At 54.5% G+C, this 20,130-nt stretch carries 26 protein-coding genes and 1 tRNA gene; 8 read left to right on the top strand and 19 right to left on the bottom strand.

Annotated features, from left to right (window positions below; all coding sequences use genetic code 11):
- Positions 1-9 precede the first annotated feature (9 nt).
- The gene (pta, locus tag BWM17_RS03870; protein ID WP_309492610.1) at positions 10-1,011 is read left to right on the top strand and encodes a phosphate acetyltransferase; all 1,002 of its coding nucleotides are present in this window, start codon (positions 10-12) and stop codon (positions 1,009-1,011) included.
- Positions 1,008-2,216 (top strand): acetate kinase, encoded by a 1,209-nt coding sequence (locus tag BWM17_RS03865; protein ID WP_309492609.1) that lies wholly within the window; start codon positions 1,008-1,010, stop codon positions 2,214-2,216. Before pta ends, BWM17_RS03865 begins: the two co-directional genes overlap by 4 nt.
- Positions 2,217-2,232: 16 nt before the next feature.
- Here BWM17_RS03865 and acpS read toward each other — a convergent pair whose 3' ends face one another.
- The 3 genes from acpS to BWM17_RS03850 form a co-directional block, all read right to left on the bottom strand.
- The gene (acpS, locus tag BWM17_RS03860; RefSeq protein WP_309492608.1) at positions 2,233-2,616 is read right to left on the bottom strand and encodes a holo-ACP synthase; all 384 of its coding nucleotides are present in this window, start codon (positions 2,614-2,616) and stop codon (positions 2,233-2,235) included.
- Between the two features lie 54 nt (positions 2,617-2,670).
- A complete protein-coding gene (gene hisG / locus BWM17_RS03855; protein ID WP_309492606.1) occupies positions 2,671-3,588 on the bottom strand; it encodes an ATP phosphoribosyltransferase in 918 nt (305 codons plus the stop codon).
- 144 nt (positions 3,589-3,732) lie between these two features.
- Positions 3,733-4,161: a hypothetical protein gene (locus BWM17_RS03850; protein ID WP_309492605.1), complete on the bottom strand. Its 429-nt coding sequence runs from the start codon at positions 4,159-4,161 to the stop codon at positions 3,733-3,735.
- A gap of 137 nt (positions 4,162-4,298) precedes the next feature.
- Here BWM17_RS03850 and BWM17_RS03845 point away from each other — a divergent pair, with 137 nt between their 5' ends.
- The 4 genes from BWM17_RS03845 (at position 4,299) to BWM17_RS03830 (ending at position 8,357) form a co-directional block, all read left to right on the top strand.
- Positions 4,299-5,885: a dihydropteroate synthase-like protein gene (locus BWM17_RS03845; RefSeq protein WP_309492604.1), complete on the top strand. Its 1,587-nt coding sequence runs from the start codon at positions 4,299-4,301 to the stop codon at positions 5,883-5,885.
- Positions 5,886-5,971: 86 nt separating this feature from the next.
- Positions 5,972-6,937 (top strand): GTP cyclohydrolase MptA, encoded by a 966-nt coding sequence (mptA, locus tag BWM17_RS03840; RefSeq protein ID WP_309492603.1) that lies wholly within the window; start codon positions 5,972-5,974, stop codon positions 6,935-6,937.
- A gap of 49 nt (positions 6,938-6,986) precedes the next feature.
- Positions 6,987-7,397: a dihydroneopterin aldolase family protein gene (locus tag BWM17_RS03835; protein ID WP_309492602.1), complete on the top strand. Its 411-nt coding sequence runs from the start codon at positions 6,987-6,989 to the stop codon at positions 7,395-7,397.
- A 30-nt stretch (positions 7,398-7,427) separates the two neighbouring features.
- Positions 7,428-8,357 carry a metallophosphoesterase family protein gene (locus BWM17_RS03830; protein WP_309492601.1) on the top strand — a complete coding sequence of 310 codons (930 nt, stop codon included), beginning with the start codon at positions 7,428-7,430 and terminating at the stop codon, positions 8,355-8,357.
- A 16-nt stretch (positions 8,358-8,373) separates the two neighbouring features.
- Here BWM17_RS03830 and BWM17_RS03825 read toward each other — a convergent pair whose 3' ends face one another.
- The 15 genes from BWM17_RS03825 to BWM17_RS03755 all read right to left on the bottom strand — a co-directional run bounded on the left by BWM17_RS03825 (position 8,374) and on the right by BWM17_RS03755 (position 17,521).
- The gene (locus BWM17_RS03825) at positions 8,374-8,895 is read right to left on the bottom strand and encodes an adenylyltransferase/cytidyltransferase family protein (RefSeq protein ID WP_309492600.1); all 522 of its coding nucleotides are present in this window, start codon (positions 8,893-8,895) and stop codon (positions 8,374-8,376) included.
- A complete protein-coding gene (locus tag BWM17_RS03820) occupies positions 8,871-9,152 on the bottom strand; it encodes a DUF357 domain-containing protein (protein WP_309492599.1) in 282 nt (93 codons plus the stop codon). Before BWM17_RS03820 ends, BWM17_RS03825 begins: the two co-directional genes overlap by 25 nt.
- Complete coding sequence (dph5, locus tag BWM17_RS03815) at positions 9,149-9,943, bottom strand: diphthine synthase (RefSeq protein ID WP_309492598.1); 795 nt, start codon at positions 9,941-9,943, stop codon at positions 9,149-9,151. The genes BWM17_RS03820 and dph5 overlap by 4 nt, the downstream gene beginning before the upstream one ends.
- A gap of 101 nt (positions 9,944-10,044) precedes the next feature.
- Positions 10,045-10,365 (bottom strand): 50S ribosomal protein P1, encoded by a 321-nt coding sequence (gene rpl12p, locus BWM17_RS03810; RefSeq protein WP_309492597.1) that lies wholly within the window; start codon positions 10,363-10,365, stop codon positions 10,045-10,047.
- Between the two features lie 79 nt (positions 10,366-10,444).
- Positions 10,445-11,329 (bottom strand): 50S ribosomal protein L10, encoded by an 885-nt coding sequence (locus tag BWM17_RS03805; RefSeq protein ID WP_309492596.1) that lies wholly within the window; start codon positions 11,327-11,329, stop codon positions 10,445-10,447.
- A 1-nt stretch (position 11,330) separates the two neighbouring features.
- The gene (locus BWM17_RS03800) at positions 11,331-11,984 is read right to left on the bottom strand and encodes a 50S ribosomal protein L1 (RefSeq protein WP_309492595.1); all 654 of its coding nucleotides are present in this window, start codon (positions 11,982-11,984) and stop codon (positions 11,331-11,333) included.
- 65 nt (positions 11,985-12,049) lie between these two features.
- On the bottom strand, positions 12,050-12,535 hold the full coding sequence (locus BWM17_RS03795; RefSeq protein ID WP_309492594.1) for a 50S ribosomal protein L11: 486 nt from the start codon (positions 12,533-12,535) through the stop codon (positions 12,050-12,052).
- A gap of 2 nt (positions 12,536-12,537) precedes the next feature.
- Complete coding sequence (locus tag BWM17_RS03790; RefSeq protein WP_309492593.1) at positions 12,538-13,068, bottom strand: transcription elongation factor Spt5; 531 nt, start codon at positions 13,066-13,068, stop codon at positions 12,538-12,540.
- A 37-nt stretch (positions 13,069-13,105) separates the two neighbouring features.
- Positions 13,106-13,279 (bottom strand): protein translocase SEC61 complex subunit gamma, encoded by a 174-nt coding sequence (locus BWM17_RS03785; protein WP_309492592.1) that lies wholly within the window; start codon positions 13,277-13,279, stop codon positions 13,106-13,108.
- Positions 13,280-13,350: 71 nt separating this feature from the next.
- Positions 13,351-14,178 carry a D-aminoacyl-tRNA deacylase gene (locus BWM17_RS03780; protein ID WP_309492591.1) on the bottom strand — a complete coding sequence of 276 codons (828 nt, stop codon included), beginning with the start codon at positions 14,176-14,178 and terminating at the stop codon, positions 13,351-13,353.
- A gap of 12 nt (positions 14,179-14,190) precedes the next feature.
- A complete protein-coding gene (gene argF / locus BWM17_RS03775; RefSeq protein WP_309492590.1) occupies positions 14,191-15,108 on the bottom strand; it encodes an ornithine carbamoyltransferase in 918 nt (305 codons plus the stop codon).
- Positions 15,109-15,123: 15 nt separating this feature from the next.
- Positions 15,124-16,035, bottom strand: coding sequence for a signal recognition particle-docking protein FtsY (gene ftsY, locus BWM17_RS03770; protein WP_309493719.1), 912 nt, complete (start codon positions 16,033-16,035; stop codon positions 15,124-15,126).
- Between the two features lie 7 nt (positions 16,036-16,042).
- A complete protein-coding gene (gene pfdA, locus BWM17_RS03765) occupies positions 16,043-16,483 on the bottom strand; it encodes a prefoldin subunit alpha (protein ID WP_309492589.1) in 441 nt (146 codons plus the stop codon).
- Positions 16,484-16,723, bottom strand: a complete 240-nt coding sequence (gene rpl18a, locus BWM17_RS03760) for a 50S ribosomal protein L18Ae (protein WP_309492587.1) — start codon at positions 16,721-16,723, stop codon at positions 16,484-16,486.
- 114 nt (positions 16,724-16,837) lie between these two features.
- Complete coding sequence (locus tag BWM17_RS03755; RefSeq protein WP_309492586.1) at positions 16,838-17,521, bottom strand: hypothetical protein; 684 nt, start codon at positions 17,519-17,521, stop codon at positions 16,838-16,840.
- Positions 17,522-17,701: 180 nt separating this feature from the next.
- On the opposite strand from BWM17_RS03755, the gene BWM17_RS03750 reads away from it, so the two are divergent.
- Positions 17,702-17,791: transfer RNA gene (locus BWM17_RS03750), tRNA-Thr, on the top strand.
- Positions 17,792-17,923: 132 nt separating this feature from the next.
- Here the strand turns inward: BWM17_RS03750 and BWM17_RS03745 are convergent.
- Entirely contained in the window at positions 17,924-18,601 is a 678-nt protein-coding gene (locus tag BWM17_RS03745; protein ID WP_309492585.1) for a DUF1122 family protein, read from the bottom strand.
- Positions 18,602-18,744: 143 nt separating this feature from the next.
- Here BWM17_RS03745 and BWM17_RS03740 point away from each other — a divergent pair, with 143 nt between their 5' ends.
- Complete coding sequence (locus tag BWM17_RS03740) at positions 18,745-20,127, top strand: AIR synthase-related protein (protein WP_309492584.1); 1,383 nt, start codon at positions 18,745-18,747, stop codon at positions 20,125-20,127.
- Positions 20,128-20,130 lie beyond the last annotated feature (3 nt).

Here is a 20,130-nt window from a genome sequence, read left to right as displayed (position 1 = left end):
AAAACCTGCATGCCCAAGGTTATCGAGGAGTTTAAAAGAAAGGCTGCTCTCAACCCCAAAAGAATAGTTCTCCCCGAACCTGAGGATGAACGAATTCTCCGAGCGGCTGAGATAGCTGTGAAGGAAAACGTGGCTAAGCCGTTTCTTGTGGGAGACAGAGAAGAAATTGAAGAAAAAGCACAAAGGCTGGGTGTCAGCTTAAAGAAAGTCGAATTCGCCAAACCTGAATCTTGGCCTAAACTGGAGGAGTACATAGCCCTCTACAGCAAGGCAAGCGGCTCCTCCGATAGGCTGGCCCGGGCGCTCCTCAGAAAGCCCCTCAACTTCGCCTGCATGATGGTGAAAGCGGGAGACGCGGAGGGCATGGTGGCAGGGGCGACCTACTCTTCCGGGGAGGTTATCGCCGCTGCGAAGCTGATCATCGGCTTGCAGGAGGGGATATGCGCTCCGTCAAGCTTCTTTCTGATGGTTGTCCCTGGCTACGAGGGCGGTGAGAAGGGAGCTCTGCTCTATGCCGACGCTTCGGTGAACATCGACCCCAACCCCGAGGAGTTAGCCGACATCGCCCTTGCCAGTGCCAACAGTGCAAGGACTATGTTAGGCTGGGAACCGCGGGTGGCGATGCTTTCGTTTTCAACCAAAGGAAGCGCCACCCACCCTCTGGTGGATAAAGTGGTGGAGGCCGTTAACCTCGTGAAAACAAAGGCTCCCAGGTTGCTGGTCGACGGAGAGCTTCAAGCTGACGCTGCCTTGGTGCCGGAGGTGGCGAGAAAGAAGATCAAGGGGGACAACCCGTTAGGAGGGAGGGCCAACGTTCTCATCTTCCCCAACTTGGACGCAGGAAACATAGCCTATAAGCTCACTGAGCGGCTGGCGAAGGCAGAAGCCTACGGCCCCATTCTCCAAGGGTTCGCCAAGCCGGTGAGCGACCTTTCCCGGGGAGCGTCGGCTGAGGATATCGCCGGCACTATAGCCATGCTGGTTGTGCAAGCGCAGAGGTGGATTGGGTGAAAGTTCTCGTCCTTAACTGCGGAAGCTCCTCCATCAAATATCAGCTTCGGGACATGGAAAAAGATGAAGTAATAGCCAAGGGAACTGTTGCTAAGATAGGTGAGCCGGGCTCCTACATCGAGCATGAAACAGGAGGGAAAAAGACTAGAAGAGAAGCAGTTATCCCCAATCACAGCGAAGGCCTCTCTTTGGTTATGAAAGCCATGCTGGATGAGGAGCACGGAGTCATCAAAGACCTTCGAGAAATAGCAGCCGTGGGGCATAGGGTTGTGCACGGAGGCGCCGCCTTCACCGAGCCAGCCCTCATCACTCCGGAGGTTCAGGAAAAGATTAGGGAATGCATTCCTCTGGCGCCTCTTCACAATCCCGCAAACCTCGCAGGGATCACGGAGGCTAAAAAGCAGCTTCCTGAAGTTCCCCATGTAGCTGTGTTCGACACGGCTTTCCATCAGACCATGCCGGAGAAGGCTTACATGTACGCGGTTCCCCGAGAGTTTTACATCCAGTACGGGGTCAGAAAATACGGGTTTCACGGAACCTCTTGCCGGTACGTGTCGAAGAAGGCGGAGGAGATGCTGGGAAGCTCCTCAGACCGGTTGAAGATGATCATCTGCCATCTGGGCAACGGGGTTACGTTAAACGCTGTGCAGGGGGGAAAGTCTGTAGACACCAGCATGGGCTTAACCCCCTTGGAGGGGCTTATCATGGGAACTAGGTGCGGGGACATAGACCCCGGAGTCATCTTCTACCTCCACAGGAGGGCAAACCTGAGCGTAGAGGAGCTGGACAAGATTCTGAACAAGAAAAGCGGCCTTCTGGGGGTGTCCGGTGTTAGCAATGACATGAGGGAAGTGATCAAAGGAGCGGAGGCTGGGAACTCTCGGTGTAAGCTGGCCTTGGAAATGTACGCCTACCGGGTGAAAAAGTACATAGGCGCCTACGCGGCGGCTATGGGAGGCCTTGACGTGCTTGTTTTCACAGCTGGCATTGGGGAGAACTCCCCTTTGATGAGAGGAATGATCTGTGAGAACCTTGAGTTCCTAGGAGTTAAGCTGGACGGGGAGGCGAACGTGAAAACAGTTAAGGCTGAGGGGGTCATCAGCAGCCCTGATTCGAAGGTGAAAGTTCTCGTAGTTCCCACCGACGAGGAAAAAATGATAGCCCTCGACACCATGGAGATTGCGGAGAAGGTAAAGAAAATCTGACCGCAAAGTTTCCCAGTTAAGGCCGGCTGCCGAGTAGAATGCACATGGCAATGGCATATTCGGAGTCATAAGAGAGGCTTACGAGAACTCGGGTGACTCCTCTCTGAGAGGCCATTTCAGCCAGTCCGCCTGAAAGTTTTACCAAAGGCTCCCCTCGAGCCCCCGGTTCTATGTGAATGTCTGTGCCTTTAACGCCGGCCCACCCTGTGCAGAAGGCTTTGAGTACGCTTTCCTTAGCGGCGAACCTGGTCGCAAAATAGGCTGCTCTATCCTCGCCCTTGGAAGCCAGCTCTATCTCTTTGGGGGTGAAAACTTTTTCCAAGAAACGCATACCCGACCTGTCCAGAGCCTCCTTGATCCTTTGAATTTTTATCAGGTCTACCCCTATTCCTACGATCAAAATACTTCTCTCCTCCAGAATGCTCCCCGCATCTTCGACGGACGCAAGTCCAACTTACCGGATGACTTTATCGATGTCTATTTCCAGAATATCCGTCGCGCCCTTCTTCTTCAACAGGGGAATCAGTTGCACCACTTGGTTTTCTTTCACCGCCACCTCCACAGCGAATCCTGGCTTCCCATCTCCGGCCAGCTGGGAGATGGTGGGGCTTTTCATGGAGGGGAGGACGCCTAACACGTCTTTCAGGGCTTCCGCGGCCACATTCAGCTTGATGAGCTTCAGCCCCTTCGCATCTCGCGCTCCCGCGACCAGCTGCAGGAAGCTTTCTATTTTATCCTTTTTCCACCGGTCCTTCAAGCTTTGCCTGTTAGCGATCAGCCGGGCGGTGGAGGTGAAAAGCCTGTGGATGATCTGCCAGCCGTTGTCCCTGAGGGTAGTCCCTGTCTCGGTGCAGTCAACGATGAGATCGGCGACTCCGATGAAGGTTTCCGTAGCCCCGTAGGAGCGGATGAACTTGTATGGGACGGAGCCCATCTTCTCCTCACACAGGCTTCGGGTGATGTTCTCGTATTCGGAGGCAACGATGATCTTTTCTTTTCCCTCCCTCCGCAGCTTCGCCACGAATCTTTCGAACACTTTCTCCCCCTCGGAAGACTCTTCAAGGCCGTAGTGTTGGGGCACAGCAGCGACCACGTTTACTCTCCCAAACTCCAAGTCGGCCAGCTCCTCTACATCCGCCCTGTGCTCCACCACCCAGTCCAGTCCTGTGATGCCTAGGTCGTACTTTCCCTCCTCAACTAGGGGACTGATGTTCTGAGCCCGGTGGATTCGGAGTTCAAGCTCGGGGTCGTTGGAGTTCACTGAGTAGGAGCGTTCGCTCTCCACCCGCAACCCGTATCCCGCTCGGTCGAGGAGGCTTTTCACTCCGCTCCAAAGATGACCTTTGGGCAAAGCTACCTTCAGGATTCCCATTTTTTTCACACCGGCAGAATTATGGCTGGGAACTCATAAGTACTTTTTCCAGCATTCCCCCGTCGATTTTCCATTCTGTTTACAGCCCAAAATGCATCGGCTGAAACATGACGAGGAAGGTAACAGGTTTAGGGCCTGGAAGTTTCAGAGCGGGAAACAGCCTTCCACAGTCTCTGAGCCCCCACGAGTCTTGTGCCAAGTGCAGAGGTCGCAGTTCTCGTCAAGTTGAGGGTTAAACCTCTTACAGTTTTCGCACAGCAACCCCATAGTCCTCACCCTCTGACAGCCCCGGCAGAATAGGCGGCTTATCTCGTGGAGGTCTGTCTTACCGTCGATGAGTTTTTCCGCCACTTCTTCCATCAAGGTATTAACCTCTTCCAGCCGCGAGATTTTGGATTTAAGAACGCTGCCTCTTTCGTTTTTAACATAGCGGCTGACAGCGGACTGGGTGATGCCCAAAAGCCGGGCTGCTTCCCCTTGCTTCAGCCCGTAGACGCCGACGAGTTTCTCCGCCACCAAGGCGCGGAAGGCCGGCAGGATTGATTTCACGGCAAGCTCGCAGGGGACAAACATGGTTCATCTTCCGGAGAAGCGGGGCCCCTTATTTTATAGGAAGCCGTCTCTCTTATTACTTATGGCAAGAAGCTGGGTTAACCTTTCCGCAGTCATGCTTTTTTAGTTAGGTCGTCTAGACCTTGAAGGTGCCGAAGTTGAAGGTTCTGGTGGTAACGGGAACCTTAGCCAAGACTTCGGTGGAGGAGTACGTCCGCCGAAGCAAGGTTGAGGCTGAAGTTCTATCCCTCCCCATGCAGGTAGCGGCTCTTTTATCTCCCCGCTATGTAGCTCGAAAGCTAGCTGAAAAAAACTGGGAAGGCTTCGACATCATACTGCTCCCGGGAATGATGGAAGGCGACACCGCCCCGGTCTGGAAGGCTACAGGCATCCCCACCTACAAGGGCCCTAAGCACGCAGCGGACTTACCCCTCATCCTAGACAGTTTGGGAAAACTCCCCTTATCCACTTCCCAACCTGCCTGCGAGTTGGCCCAGGAGGCGGTGGCTAAGAAGGCTGCGGAGGAGTTGGCCTCCCTCCGGATGGAAACCCGGCGGCTGGCTCGGAGAGAAGGCAGCGTCACCGTAGGTGTAGGGAGGGGAAAAGTGGGCACCTACCTTGGGGGTCCTCCCCTCTTGGTGGCTGAAATCGTGAACGCTTCAGCCCTTCCAAAGGAGGCGGTTGCGCGTTGGGCTCGGTATTATGTGGAAAGCGGAGCTGACATCGTGGACGTAGGCATGGAGGCGGGAGGCGGCCGGGTGGAGGAGGCTCGAAGGGCGGTGAAGGCAGCCGTGAAAGCCGTTGCCAAGCCTGTCAGCATCGACTCCAACGACATCGACGAGCTTAGAGCCGGGGTGGAGGCGGGAGCTACCATGGTCCTAAGCCTCAACGAGACGAACATGGGGGAAGCTACCTCCTTCGCCCGAGACTTACCGGTGGTGGTGACTCCTGCTGATGAGAGAGGCCGCGTGGCTCCCCATTACGGGGAAAGAATTCGGAGACTGGAGGCTAACCTGCGGAAGGCGAAGGCTTTAGGGTTTAAAAAAGTCGTCGCCGACCCTATCCTAGGCTTACATCCACCTTTCAGCTTCTTAGATTCCCTGCTGGCTTACGTAGAGTTCGGGCGGAGGAACCCGGGAGTTCCCAGCTTCTTCGGAGCCGGCAACGTCACTGAGCTGGTGGACGCGGATTCCGGAGGGTTAAACTTTCTCCTAGCCCTCCTCGGCTGGGAGCTGGGTGTAAGCTTCATGTTCACAACCCAAGCCAGCGACAAAACATGGGGCGCTGTTCAAGAGCTCTCCACCGCTCTTCGCATGGTGGCCCTAGCCCGGAGGAGAGGCTCTCCTCCAAAAGACCTAGGGCTCAGCTTGCTCAGGCTGAAGGAGAAAAGGCGGAGAGAGGAACCCCTCAACCACCAAGAGGAACAGGGCGCTGCCATGTTGAGGGTTCCCTCGGAGGCGAAGGTGGCTCGTGACCCCCAAGGCTGCTTCAAGCTGAGAGTGGATCGGACGAGGGGGGAGCTGGTGGCCCTTCACTTTCAACCCGGGGCAACTAAACCAGACACGTCCATCCGGGGGAGGGAGCCTTGGCAGATTTACAGGGCTGCGGTGAAGGCAGGTTTGCTTTCTCTCCTTGATCACGCAGCCTACTTGGGCTGCGAGCTTCAGAAGGCTAAGATAGCCTTGAAGACGGGGAGAAGCTATCTTCAAGACGGAGAAATCTTCGAGTGGGAAGGCTGCGGCTAAAGATTTAACTAACCCTGTTAGGCTAATAATGTCCGCAGCTTTCCTTTAATTTAAAGGGAGCCGAGGAAATTCGGGTTGACAAGACTTTGAGCCGACGGGAAATCCAAGATAAAGCACCGCCCCTCTCCATCCCCTTGAAAGAGGTGGGGGTGGTGGGGGTGAAGATGCCCGTGGGTTTTGCCTATTACAACAAAAAACCAGTGGTGGTGGTACCCAGCTTTGACGTCTTCGTCGACCTCCCCGCCCACCAGAAGGGCATCCACGCCTCCCGCCACTACGAGATAATATCAGAGGTCTTGGAGAAGTTCTCCGGGAGAACCTACAAGCTGGAAAATATCTGCGGGAACATAGCCCTAGAGCTTTTTCGAAGACACAAATCCATCTCAAGGGCCCGGGTGAAGGCTCGAGGGGAAGCCGTCATAGGGAAGACCACTCCTAAAACTGGGAAGCTCAGCTACGAGCCCTGCACCCTCACGGCTTCCGCAACAGCTTTCAAAGCCCCCGACGGCTCTGTGACCTTGGAAAGAAGGGTGGGAGTAGGAGTGAAAGGCGTAACCGCCTGCCCCTGCGCCCAGGAGATTTTGGCGGAAAATGTAAGACGGAAGATGGTGAGAAATCGCTTCTCCCCCAAGGGTTTCCGCTGGATACTGAAGGACATCCCTCTGCCCACCCACATGCAGCGGAGCCTCGGCATCGTCAACACGGAGGTTCCCAGCGGCTACGAGATGGACGCCTTGAGTTTGGTGGACGTGGTGGAGAAATCCATGAGCGCCTCCAGCTACGGGCTGCTCAAGAGGAAAGACGAAGCGGAGTTGGTTATGAAGGCCATAGGAAACCCCCTCTTCGCTGAGGACAGTATCAGACTTATGATGAAGCATTTCGCCGAAACCTTCAGAGAGCTTCCTGACAGTGTGATGGTGGTTTTTAAGCTACGGAGCGAAGAAAGCATCCACAAGCATGACTTTGTAGCCCACCGGGCTATAACGCTAGGGGACATTCGAAAAGAATTAGGCCTAAAAGGGAAGACCTCCAAGGCTTCCTCCAAAGGCTAAGCGGCTGTTATCTCCCCGCGGCTCCTACACCTATAAAAAATTTGGAAAGGTGATTTCCACGCGGAACATGAAGGATAAAGCCCAAAAATATTTTGATCCCTCGGTCACCGACAGGGAGAGAGCCGTCTTCGAAGGAGGCATAGCGCTAGGCGCCTTGGTTCACCAGCTTGTGGGAACACCCATAACCCGCGATAGGGATGTGATTAAAGCTGTGGAAAAGGCTGCGGAGAAAGCTTTCCTCCTCCAACCTTACCGAGCCGCAGTGAAGGTGCGTCTAGACCCCAAACTGCTGAAGAAACGCCGACGAGGAGACCCGTACAGTTACACAGCCCTCCAAGGGAGGCATCTGAAGGTTGAAGTCAAAACCCACTACGGCAAGGCTGAAGCCACGCTGAAAATGGAGTACCTCCCCCAGCTGGACTTCTCCCTCATGTACATCGAAAAAATCAGGGAAAAGTAGGCTGTGCAGTTCGGAGGCTCTGCATTGCATTTGGCTGAACACTGGGCCGAGGAGGCTTTCAGAATTTCCTCCGACAAAATGGCCCAGCTGATGGGGGAAGTTGAAGCCTTGCTGAAGGCGGAGCGAAGCCAAGGGGGCTACAGGGAGGAGATGAAAATCACCGGAGGCCTAGTCGTCCTCCCGCGCAAAGGGAAAATCGTGGTCGTGGGAGACCTTCACGGAGACCTAGAGAGCCTCATCCACATCCTTCGAAAAAGCAGGTTTTTAGAGCGGACAGCGGCTGGGGAGGATGTGAAGCTGATTTTTTTAGGAGACTATGGGGACAGAGGGCCCTACTCTCCTGAAGTCTACAGTTTGGTGCTCAGGCTGAAGCGGGACCACCCTGAAAGGGTGATTCTTCTCCGAGGAAACCACGAAGCCCCCCCAGACCTTTTGGGGATGCCCCATGACCTACCCTCCGACTTTCAGAGAAAATTCGGCTCCGCGGGAAGAGACCTCTACTTGAGCTTAGTGAGGCTTTTCCAGGGATTGCATCAAGCTGTCTTGGTGGAGGGAGCCTATCTGCTGCTCCACGGAGGGGCACCCAGTCAGGCTTCAACTCTAAAAGACTTAGCCTACGCCCATCAGACCCACCCCTCCACAAGCCATTTGGAGGAAATTCTCTGGAGCGACCCTGAAGACGACATCGCAGGAGTCTATCCTTCCCCCCGCGGGGCGGGGAGACTGTTTGGCGAAGACGTGACAGCTCGAGTGCTGGCGCTGGCTGGGGCCAAGGTTCTCATCCGAGGCCATCAACCTTGCCCTGAAGGGGTCATGGCCTCCCATAGGGGGAAAGTTTTAACCCTTTTCTCTAGGAAGGGGCCGCCTTACTTCAACCCGCAGGGGGCCTTTCTAGTGTTGAATCCGGCTCAAGAAAGCCTTGACGCCCGCCAGCTGGCTGACTCGGCCTTAAAATTCTAGTCCCACCGCGGCGAGCTTAACCCGTCCTTAGCGGTTTAGCCTTCTTTTTCTCAGCTTTTTTTAAGGCTGCAACGAGTTCCTTGATCTTCGAGGAGCTGTTGAAGCCTTCGGAGCCGAACCTTTGAATTCTGACCACCTGAATGGGGAAGGCCTTCGCGGCGACGACGCGTTTAACCTCAGCCTCAATCTGGTCTTGGTCGTAGCCCAACGCAATGATGTCGGGCTTATGTTTTCGGATGATTCCCTCTATGTCCACCAGTTTCCTGCTTCCCAATACCACCTTGTCCACGGGTTTAAGCATCTCCACCAAGGCTCTCCTTTCCTTTTCCGGGAGAACGGGAGGGCTTCCCTTCAACTTCTTGACGGTGCTATCCCGGGCTACCACGACCAAAAGCTCCGAGTCCTTTCCCCCGACCTCCTTGGCCTTCTGAAGAAAACGCGCATGCCCAAGATGGAGGAGGTCGAAGACCCCGGAAGCCAGCACCCTTTTCCGCCCGTTGTCCAGCCGCTTCCTCAGCCCGCTCCACTCCTCTTCCATGTGAAGTGAACGAGCCTTAAAAGTCTAAGGGCGTCCAGCAGGCCTTCCCCGTAGGCTAGAGATATCAGAGCGGTGACAGGCCGCCCGGTGTTCTGGAAGTGCTCCGCGTCCCGCCGGTAGCTTTCAGCCAACTCGACTATTTCCCTTACCCTTGAAGCCTCCTCCCCGGCTGCCTGAAGCTTCAACCCTGAAAGAGCTTGGCTGAGGTTCTCTCTATATCTCCGGTACATTTCCTCCAGCTTCCGCGACGCGCTCACCGGAAAGCCTCCTCCGGAGTGCCGGCAAAAACTTTCAAGGCTTCAGCTTCCATGAAGTGAAGCTTCCCCGGGAAGATGATGCACTGGGGAAGCTCCTCAAAGACTGTTTCCAGCAGTCTTTCCACTCGGTTTCCCTTGACTTCAGGCTTCAGGGAGCCTAGGCCTGCTAGTCCCACGGCCAGCCGACGCGGGGTCACTGCCCCTTCTTTTCTTTTCTCCTCCACCTCTAAAAGATACTCCAAGCCCTCCCTAACCGTCATACACCGCCCTTTCTCGCTGTCCACATCCAAAAGTACTAGCGTGTGAAGACCTCGGCGGCTGTTCTCCACAACCACTTCATAGGGGGTTTCAGGCTTGTAGAAGGGAGTTGGAAAGGGAACGGTCACCGTCTTCCCGAACTTATAGACTTGAAGCCCCGCCGCGGCGGGGGCGGCTGAGTAGATGGAGACCCCGTTTAAAACCTCGGTTTCAATGCCTGCCCTTTCGGCGCGAAGCCGGAGGTCAATGTGCGTGGTAGCCACCAAGGGGTCTCCCGGCACCAGCAGGGCAACTTCTCCCTCTGACGCCTGCCTGAGGATTCCTTCCTCAGCCCGCTCTTCTAAGTCTCCTCTGGAAAGGACGGTGACGGGTTTGGCTAGGAGGTTTTCCAAGGCTTTGATGGAAAGTTTAGGCATGAGGTTGGTGTAGAATTCAGCGTAAACTCTGTCAGCTGCTTTAGCCTTCTCCAGCCCCAGCAGAGACAAGCTTTTCTCGTCGTGGAGACCTAAACCTATGAACGTGAGCTTTCCCAAGGTTTCGCCTCTAAGAAACTTGGGTGGAAGAACTATTTAGACCAAAGCTCGCTAGGGGAAAGGAGAAGCATGGGGAGGAAGCTGAGAAAGGTAGGCGGAGGCTAGCCGAAGAGGGCGCCCAGTCCTGCCAGCGCCTCGTCTTCCTTCTTTTCCTCTTTTTCTTTCTCCTTCTTCTCTTCCTTCTTGGCTTCCGCAGGCGTGGCGGGCGCAGTTGGCGCTTGGGGCGCGAAGCCTACTGGTGCGGCTTTAAGGGCTTCTTCCACGTTGACCTCAGATATGGCGGCGGCTAGGGCTTTAATTCTAGACTCGTCTGGGGGGATACCCGCAGCCTCCAAGACCTTCTTGAGGTTGTCCACGTTAATGCCTTGGTTGGCGTAGTGGAGTAGCAAAGCCGCGTGAACGTAGGCAGAGGAGACAGTCACAGGAACTCACCTCTTGAGTGTATGCTCAATCAAGCCTCATCCTTATAAATATATTCCCAACCTTTCAGCCCCCCGCCAGCTAGGAAGCCAGCGAGGCGTCGATCTCCTTCAACTTGCCCAGCAGACTGCTCGCCTCGCGGCTGCCTTCAGCCAAGAGGATGGGCAGCGTCTCCTTGTCGAAGACCTTGGCGGCGATGGATAAGCTTCGCCCTTCCAGAGCCGCCTTGGTTAAGAGAATCTGCACCGTCTCTGGGGTGGGGTAACCTGCGTTAACCGCCAGATTTCGAGCGGAGTCCACGGCCTTCTGCAACTCTTCTTTAAAGGCTTGAAGGTCTATTTGGAGGAGTTCCGGGGGGTGAACTAAGCCGTCTTCGTAGGCCGCGGTCAGGCTGAGCTTGGCTTCGATGGGCTTGATTCCCAGCCTACTCAGGAGGCTGGCCACCTGGGCGGATATGACTTCGCCCTTCCTCACCAGCGTCGTGTCCCTGGTCACCCAGATGCTTCCCCCCTCAATCTTGGTGGGTAATCCCAGCTCCGTGAGCTCGCTGATGATGGGCCCCGGGGGAAGACCTGTGCTTCCCTCAGGGATGACGATATCAGAGGGAGCTATGTCTCCGACCTTAGCCGGCAGCTTTACTTTATTCTTATCCAGCATGATGGAAAGTTTGAAGGGGTCTAGGTTTGTCAGAATGAGAAGAGTGGATCCTCCTAGATATTTTTCCAAACCGTTCAGCCCGGGCTTTTCCTTGGAAACCTCTCGAAGACTTCTCCTCAGCAAAGTGTTCTTAGCGCATTTGAAGATGACCTCTCCTCGAAACATTTTTCTCAGCTTCTGGATTTGGGCTGCTCGGACTTTGTGGAGGTTGCTGAGCGACACCACCTTGTACTCTTTGAGGAGTTTAGTCAGGGCCTCTACCTCCGCCTTCTTCCGCTCTTTAACCTTCAACACAGCCTTCAAGCTCAACCTAGCTTCCCCCTTTCACAACCACAGGCTTGCCCATGGTAGTCTTCACGTAAACCTTCGCAATGCTTTTAGCTCCTTTTTCCAGCTTCTCTTCCAGCCTCCTCAACACCGCCATGGCGTTCTCTGCAATATGAAAAGGGTCCATGCCTTCCACACCCACCCGGCAGTGCACGATAGGCTGGTCCTTCAGCCTCAGTCTCACCGTGCGACGGAGTCTTTCAATGTAGGAGTGAACAGGGGCGTTGGGAGGAATGGGGGTAGGCATCTTACCTTTAGGCCCTAGGAAAGGCCCGAAAATCTTTCCCACCAAGGGCATCATGGAGGCTTCAGACAGGAAAAAGTCATATTCCTGAGCTACTCTCCGAGCGGCTTTCCGGTCTTTGGCCAAGTTTTCAAGGTCTTCCCTTTGAAGCACCCGCTCTGCTCCCGCTTTCTTGGCCTCTAAAGCCAGCTGGCCGGAGGCTATGGTGCAGACTTTGACCTCCTTCTGAACGGCGTGAGGGACTTCCACCAGCTCGTTCAAACGGGCTTCAGGCTTTTTCGGGTCTATGTCCCTCAAGTTCACCGTGAGGTCTATGCTTTGAGTGAAATTTCTTTTCCCTGCTTCCAAAGCCTCCTTAACGGCTTCGGTTAAGGCTTCAATCTTTACCTGCAATCCTTCACACCGATTCAGCTTAAGCCTCAATAGTAGGAGGGAAGTAGCCAATAAGGTTTTCAGGCTTAGGCTTCTAAAAGCTCCCGGTAGCGGCCTTCAGCAATCTCCTTCTGGACGGTTTTAGGCTCTTTTCCCTCCACAGTCACTCCCATGCTCACACAGACTCCTAGGACTTCTTTAACCGCTGCCTCCAAGCTTTTGGAATAGGACTGAGCCATCTTTATGGCGGCTATCTTCTTCACCTGCTCCATGGTGAGGTCTCCAACCTTCTGCGTGTTAGGCGTCCCTGAACCTTTCTCAATGCCTAGCTCCTTGACGATGAGGGCTACGGTGGGAGGCGTACCTACCTCTACCTCAAACCTTTTGGTCTCTAAGTCTACGATAACCTTAACCGGAACCTTTATCCCCCCGAACTGGGAGGTGAGCTCGTTGATCTTTCCCACAATGGCAGGGACGTTAACCCCCAACGGGCCTAAGGCTGGGCCCAATGGAGGGCCTGCCGTGGCTTTTCCTCCGCTGATCAAGGCTTCCACTATTTTTTTCTCGCCCAAGGCTATTTCCCCCGCCGCCCCTTTTCGAGACGCCTTACATAGTCGCCTCCGACGGTTATGGGCATGGTTATGGAGGCTTCTAAAAGCTCTAAGGTGACTTCGTTCTTGATTTTGTCCACCTTGGTTATCTTGGCTTTCATGCCCTTCAAAGGCCCTCCTACCACCTCGACGGTGTCATCCACCTCCAGCTCCTCGATCACAGGCTTGGTGATCAAGTATCTTTCCAGTTCGGAGATTTTGATCAGCCCTGGAAGCCTCTGTCTCACATGCTTAGCCCCAGATACAATATCGTCGATGAAGTGAGGGCCCGCCGCCTCCACGAAGATGTAGCCTTTCAGGGTTCCTGACACCAGCACAGCGTAGATGGGTGCCTTGTTGGCTGCAGCCCTGTTGGAGATCATGTTAGCCACATTGACCTCTTGGCCTGAGGTTGTTTTCAAGGCAAATATCTGAGTTTTTTCAACCTCAACTCCACTCTCTCGGCTTTCAGCCTCAGCCTCGGATTTTGCCTCTGCCTTATCCTCTTCGCTCAACTTTCATACCTCTGAGATATGCGGAAACAGGCCCTCTTCAAGGCTTGAACCCTATGATGGCGGAGATGAATTTGATGAGGAAGCCCACGGCTCCTACCACGATCACGCCTAGAATGCAGACTCGGAGCAGAAGCCAGAACTCCGTCTTACTTGGCTTCGAAGCAGTCTTCAACAGCCTGTAGCTGGAAGTAAGCCATGACCTCAAGCCCATGATTCGCTCCTTCTAGTTAAATTTAAGGGTAAACTTAAAGTCTTTCCCTTCTGAAAACTGCCGATCTACGGTCAGATTTTCACGATTTCCCCCACGCCCATGACTTCCAGCTTTTCCAAAAGAACCCTCCGCAAGCCTCCCTGAAGCCCCTTCCAGTCTACGACGGCCACATGGCATTCTCCCCAAGTCTTGGAAAAGGCTTGAGCCAAAACCTCATCGTCGATGCCTGAAGCGAAAGCGTATTTGGGGAAAATGTGGCCTATGGCGTAATCCGTCTCCGCGCAGAACTCCGTATGCTTCGGAGAATAATGCCCCCCACCAAAACCCACCGCAGCCCTCCCCCCAGCAAGAGGGCCTAGGGAGGCCCAAACAGCATCCGCCGCCACCCTCCCAGCTTCATCGTTCTTCCACTGAGCCTCTGAGCTTCCTATCTCCACAAACCACACAGGGACGTCTAACTCGGTGGGGCCGTGATGGGTTGCCTCCAAGGAGACCCGAAAGTCGGAAGGCAGCCTATTCTTTCCCTCCATTAGGGCGAGGAGTGCTTTGCGCATGCGCTGAGGCCAAGCCCACGCCAGCTCTCTGGGACGACCTCCTTGTTTCGCTTCAGAGGTTAGGTTCCCGGGAACGTGGACGGTGAGAGTGGGCTCTAAGCTTTCGCTCCTGTGCTTGGAGGCGAAGACCACGGCCTCCACGGGAAAAAGCCGGCTGAGCTGGGAGGCGTGGGTGCACGGCCCTTCGATAAGGACGAGCTGCACGTCGTCTTTCCTGTAGAGGTCTAGTTTCGGAGAGCCCGGCTTCTCCAGCCTTTTGAAGCCGTATTCTTTTATGAGCTTTTGGGCGATGTTGAGGCCCGCGGGGTCCTCCTTGGAGGCGGCTATGAGGAAAATTGCGAACATCTCCCGGAAAGACTAGATGAGGAGGGAGAGGAGGCCTCTTTGAAGATGCATTCTGTTCTCAGCCTGAAACCACACGATGGAATGGGGACCATCGAGGACTTCGTCGACCACTTCCTCGCCCCTGTGGGCGGGTAGGCAGTGCATGAAGAGGCAGTCGGGGTTTGCCAGCTGGAGAAGCTTGAGGGTCACCTGGTATTTTGGGAGGAATGCCTGAAGCCGTCTCTGTCTCTCCTCGTCCAGACCCATGGAGATAAACGTATCCGTGTAGATGATGTCAGCGCCGCGGACCGCTGCCTCCGGTTCCCTGACAACCTCTATCTTACAGCCGGATTTTCGGCTTTCCCGCTGAGCAGCTTGGAGGACTTCACCTTTAGGCTCGAAGCCGGGAGGGGAAGCTACGCTCATGTCGACACCCAGCTTGGAACAGCCGAGAAGAAGCGAATGGCAGACGTTGTCCCCATCGCCGATCCACGCGAGTTTGACACCCTCCAGCTTGCCCAGCTTCTTGTAGATGGTCAGAAAATCGGAGAGAGCTTGACATGGATGGTAGAGGTCGGAGAGAGCATTGACCACCGGAATAGCCGCATATTCAGCCATCTCCACCAAGTGGCCGTGGGAAAACACCCTTGCCACGATGCCGTCGGCATACCGGTCTAGGGTTCGAGCTGTGTCTGCTATGGTCTCCCCACGGCCAAGCTGCATCTCGCTCCAGCCTAGGCTTACGCATTCGCCCCCAAGCTGTTTGATAGCCGCTTCGAAGGAAATCCTCGTTCGCGTGGAAGGCTTTTGGAAGATGAGAACTAGGAACTTTCCCTTGAGAATTTCCGAGACGGAGCCGCCCAGTTGCTCCAGCCTCAGGGCTTCTTTCATGATCGCCCAAAGCTCCTCTGCGGAGAAATCTCCTAAAGTCAGGAAGTCTCGGCCTTTCATCCCCCAAACCTCAACCTAATGGTCCCCCAGCAGCTGGCTTATGAACTCTTCGACGTGGAAGGGCTTAAGGTCACCGTAGGCTTGCCCAACGCCCATGAAGACGATGGGCTTCCCTGTCACATAGGCTATGGAAACCACGGCTCCCCCTTTGGCGTCAGCGTCCATCTTCGTCAAAATGGAGCCGTCGACTTGAACGTACCTGTTAAACTCTTGAGCTTGCGCCACCGCGTCGTTCCCGGTTAAAGCGTCGCCTACGAAGAGAACAGCGTCCGCCTCCGCTGCCCTGACGATCTTCCGCATTTCCTCCATCAGGTTCCGGTCAGTCTCCATCCTGCCCGCTGTATCCACAAGGACCACGTTGATGCCCCGAGCTTGGGCGTGCGCTACAGCGTCAAAGGCTACGGAGGCAGGGTCTGAGCCGTAAGCATGCTTAACCATCTTGATTCCCAAACGTCTGGCATGCTCTTCCAGTTGCTCGATGGCGCCGGCTCTGAAAGTGTCGCTGCAGGCTAGAACCGTGGAGAAGCCTCGGTCCAAGAAAAACTTCGCCATCTTGGCTATGGTTGTCGTCTTCCCTGTTCCGTTGATACCCACGAAGACGAGGGTGAGGGGTCTGCTCTCCTTTCTCCTTTCCTCAGCCAGCTTTAGGAGGTCTAGGCTTCCGCAGCCGGTAAGGACTTCACAGAGAACGCCTCTCAAGGCTTCCAGAACCGGCCCGCGTTTGTCTCCAAGCCGCCCAACTCTAAGACCTTCCACTTTCGCCCGGAGGTCTTCCACCACTTTTTCCGCCACGCTCAGGGCCACATCATTTTCGAGGAGCATGATTTTGAATTCTTCCAGTAGACTTTGAAGCTTTCCGCCTGTCAGCTCTTGGGTGGAGATTCTATCGGCAAAGGTGTGGAAGGCTTTCCTCAGCTTTTCAAACATCACGTTTTCACGTTCTGAGGGAGCCTGTTATCCTCTGGATTTCACCCCGCAGCACCTGCATCCTGTTCAGAAGCTGAGTGAACTGTTTTTGAAGCGAGTTCCTAATGCTGTTCAATTCTGCCTGTCTGGTTTCCAAGAGAGCTACCGCTTCCTTAGCGGTCTTTTCGGTGGTAACTTCGGCTCCGATGCTTACCATGAGCTTATCGGTGTCGGCAATCTTAGCCTTGATGAAAGTGCCTCCGCCCACGGGAACCAAGATTTCGTTGTCAGCCTCCATTTGTTCCAGTCCTTTAACCGTTGTCTCCGCCATGTTGTACTCGCGGAGAGCCATCTCCACCGTTCCCAGCCTTGACTGCAGTTCTTGGGCGTTTCCTTCCAGTATCCGAAGTTCCACTACCATGTCCCGGAGTTTTCTCTCTATTTCTTCAGGTTTTTCCTCGGCTGCCATTTATTCTCCCATTCCTGCGAGGGCTCGAAGTTGAGGGTCTTTAATCTCCTCCGGCTTGATCTCTTCTACGGCTAGGATCTTAAGCTGTTTTCTCTTCAACTTGTTTCTACCCCCAATTTCGTTGTAAACCTTTTCCAAGGCCTCCTCCCGGCTTAGAGCCCTGACCTCCTTTACGAAGGGAACAAGCCTGAAGCCCAGTTTAACTTCGCCTTTGATCCTTAAGGTTTTAACCTCGCTCAAAAGCTCTTCCCCGAAGTTGCTTGCTTTCCAAAGCTTAACATTCAGGAGGATACCCCTAGAAAACCTAACTTCCTTATAAGACTTCTCCAGAAGACACAGGCGTAGTCTTGGCGGTTACTTCCCTTTCCCTTTAAGGACAGCCTTACCGAACCTGAACAAGGCCGCCCTCAAGGATGGTATGTCCTCCATCTTCCCCCCTAGCTGCCTCCAAGCCTTCACCAAATCTTCGAGAATAGCCCTTTTTTCCTCTTCGCCCTTGCCCTCCAAGCGAGTTAAGCCCAACGCCTGCGCAGCCGCAATCTCGGCGGGTTGGAGGGGGGCATAGGCTTTCTTCCATAAGGACATCATCTCTCTGAGGAAGATGTTGACGGTGGTGGGGCCTATGCCTTTGGCCAGCCCTTGCAGTTTAACGGCCAAGTCCCGTGAGTCAGCCGCCTTATCATGGAGGCGGTTGAGGCTTCCTCCATAATTCTTCTTCAAGTTTTCCGCTGCTTCCAGCAGTTTGGTAGCAGTTTTGAAATCATACCGGGTGTAGCCTCCCTCATCTAGGAGGGCGACAAGCCTGTTCCATCCTGCTTTCAGGATCTTTTCCGGAGCAGTCAGATGGCTTCGCTCAAATTGTCGAAAAGTCTTCTTGGCGGAGGTTTCAGCTATAGGCGCTCCGAAGAGAACGGACGCCAGAAACCACTTGAAAACCTCGGATTCCTCAGCTGCCTTGAGGTTGATGCCTAGTTCTTCCGCGTAGGTTTTCCCGTAATTTCGGATTAGGTTTTTTAAGGCCTCTCCGCTGCAGCTCAAAGTTTCTCCCCTCACCTTGTTTCTCTTCATGTAGGAAATTTGAACTCGACGGCCTTAGGCTAAAGGACTTTCTAAACTGCTTCCTGTAACAGTCTTGAGAAAAGAAGAGGATTCCTTCTTTCAAGCGAATTTGCTATATTCAGCAAAGTTAAAAAATGTAACTGTGAATGAAAATTCTGCGCCCCGATAGCTCAGCCGGTCAGAGCGTCCGCCTCGTAGCGGAGGAGGGACAGCGGAAGGTCGAGGGTTCGAATCCCTCCCGGGGCTCCAAATCTTTCATCGATTTTCTACAGTAGCTTTATTTGATAGGTAGGAAAAACGCGGCATTGGCTAACCGGTTATTTAGTCTTTAGAAGACAAGACTGGTAAGCCTACGTGTCCCCGCAGAGCGGAGGATCGCTGTTATTTCTTTTGCCTCTTTAAAAGCCGGCTGAGGATTTTTTCAGCCAATCTGCGAGCGGCCGATTCTGTTTCAGAGATACTCTCAGGCTGCCTGCGAAGGAAATTCTCCAACATCTTGATCGTGTCCAAAGTTTTCTTCCGCTCGGTTTTTTCGTCGGGCGCTTTGAAGCCTTGAAGCTTTGGGGGTCCTTCCATGCCTCCTTCAGGCCAGTACCAGTCCTTGATACCTATCCAGCAGTCAGCTTGGAAGAGGAGGTATCCCAGAGGAGTTAGAAGGGGTGGTATTCCCTGCTTTAAAGCCAGGCTTGTCTCCCGGTGGACTTGGCTTTTTCCCCAGAACATTTCGTAGGCCACCATCAGGCTTCCTCCAAGAGGAATCAAGCTGCCTAAGAGCTTGAAAAGCCTCACGTCCAAGCCTGATTCGGTCAAGTGGAGTTTAGCCCCGTGGGGGAACGCTACCTGTTCAAAGTACTCCCCGTCCACCCAGCCTTTGACCCAGAGGGAAGCCCGGCCTGAGCTGTGTATGCCTCTGAAAAGCGGGGGCTCCGCTTGCTGGTTTTCTCCGTTGAGGATGTAGAGTTCAAAATACTTCTGTTCGACGTAGCTTCGCTGCTTAGCTTTTACATGAAGCCGGTATTCTCCGTCCAGCTGGCGGTTTTCAAGGCTGAGGATGGACAAAGCAGGGACTTCTCCGCTTGAAAAGCGGGGTCTCCCCGAATTATATAACTGTGTCTGCCTCCTCCGGCCCTGGGGCTAAGCATATTTGGGAAGCCTACGATCTTGGTTAAGAAAGCCGGAAAAACGGCCCCGGTCTAGAGAGGATGAATTTGACAGACTTGGAAGGTTTGGTCAACCTTTTACTGGACAGAAAAACAACTCCCAGCCTCATAAAAGCAAGACTGGTGGAGGAAATTAAAACCTACAAAGAGACTTCCTTGGAGGAGGCAGGAAGACTGGCGGAGGCAGTTCTGGCAGAGGTTGAGAGAAGCCGCCGGAAGCCCAAGCACAAGGCCCTCCGACGGCTGCTAGAATACCCGCAGGCTGGGGTGAAAATGGGGGAGATGGGCGTCGGCTCCCGGGGAGAGGGTGACCTCTACGTTCACTCCCTCATCGCCCAGCTGGCCACAGTGGAGGGTCTGACTCCTCTTCTAGGGCCTCTTTCCTTGGATGATGCGGGAGCCGTCTATAGGGAGCAAGAGAAGGTCGTGGTCACGGTGGCCGTGGACGGAACCCACTCCAGGCTCAGCAGCTTCCCCTTCATCGCCGGCTTCCATGTCACTCGCGCCTGCCTCCGCGACGTCTACGTTAAAGGAGCCAGACCTGTGGCACTCTTCGACGACCTGCATCTAGCCGACGATGGAGATGTGGGGAAGCTTTTCGACTTCGTGGCCGGTGTAAGCACGGTGTCGGGGTTGACGGGGGTTCCCCTTGTTTCCGGTAGCACCTTGAGGGTTGGAGGAGACATGGTCCTGGGAGACCGTATGGTAAGCTGTGTTGGAGCCGTGGGCTTGGCGGAGAGCCCCAAAGCTCTGACGGCTAAGCGGAACATCAGGCCGGGGGACATCGTCCTCATGACAGAGGGCGCGGGAGGGGGAACAGTGGCTACAGCGGCCATCTACTCGGGCAACTTCCCCGTCCTCCTCGAGACCCTTAACATCAACTTTTTGGAGGTATGCCGTTTCCTCCTTGATTCAGGCCTCGTCTCCCAGATTCACGCCATGACCGATGTGACCAACGGGGGCATACGGGGGGACGCCAACACTATCTGCAGGGAGGCTGGGGTCGGAATGGTGGTGGATGGACAGGCTTTTGAAGAATTGGTAAACCCCGCGGTTCTCCGGATGATGAGAAGTCTCTCCATCGACCCTCTAGGGGTCTCCCTAGATTCCCTTCTTATCTTCGCCCCCAAAGACCATGCGGAACACTTGAAGGCCGCGGTGACAGGGTTAGGCATAAAAATCGGTGAAGTGGGAAGGGTGGTCGACGGGCCGTTGGAGGCTCAGATTTCTTACGGAGGGGAGTTGAAGGAGTTGAAGCCCAAATTCAGGGAATCACCTTACACCGAAGTCAAAAGAGTTGTGGGGGAAGAGGCTCAGACAGACAAGGAAAAGCTCAAAACCCAGGTGGCTGAAGCTTGCAGGAGGGCGAAGGATAAACGGGACTACTTCACCCGGATGATCAAGGAAAGAAAAAAGCGAGGGTAAAGC

It is taken from the genome of Candidatus Hecatella orcuttiae, assembly GCF_002009985.1.
Lineage (GTDB): Archaea > Thermoproteota > Bathyarchaeia > Hecatellales > Hecatellaceae > Hecatella > Hecatella orcuttiae.
The sequence above is the reverse complement of the archived record's forward strand: the minus strand, read 5'-3'. Positions and strand labels throughout refer to the sequence as shown.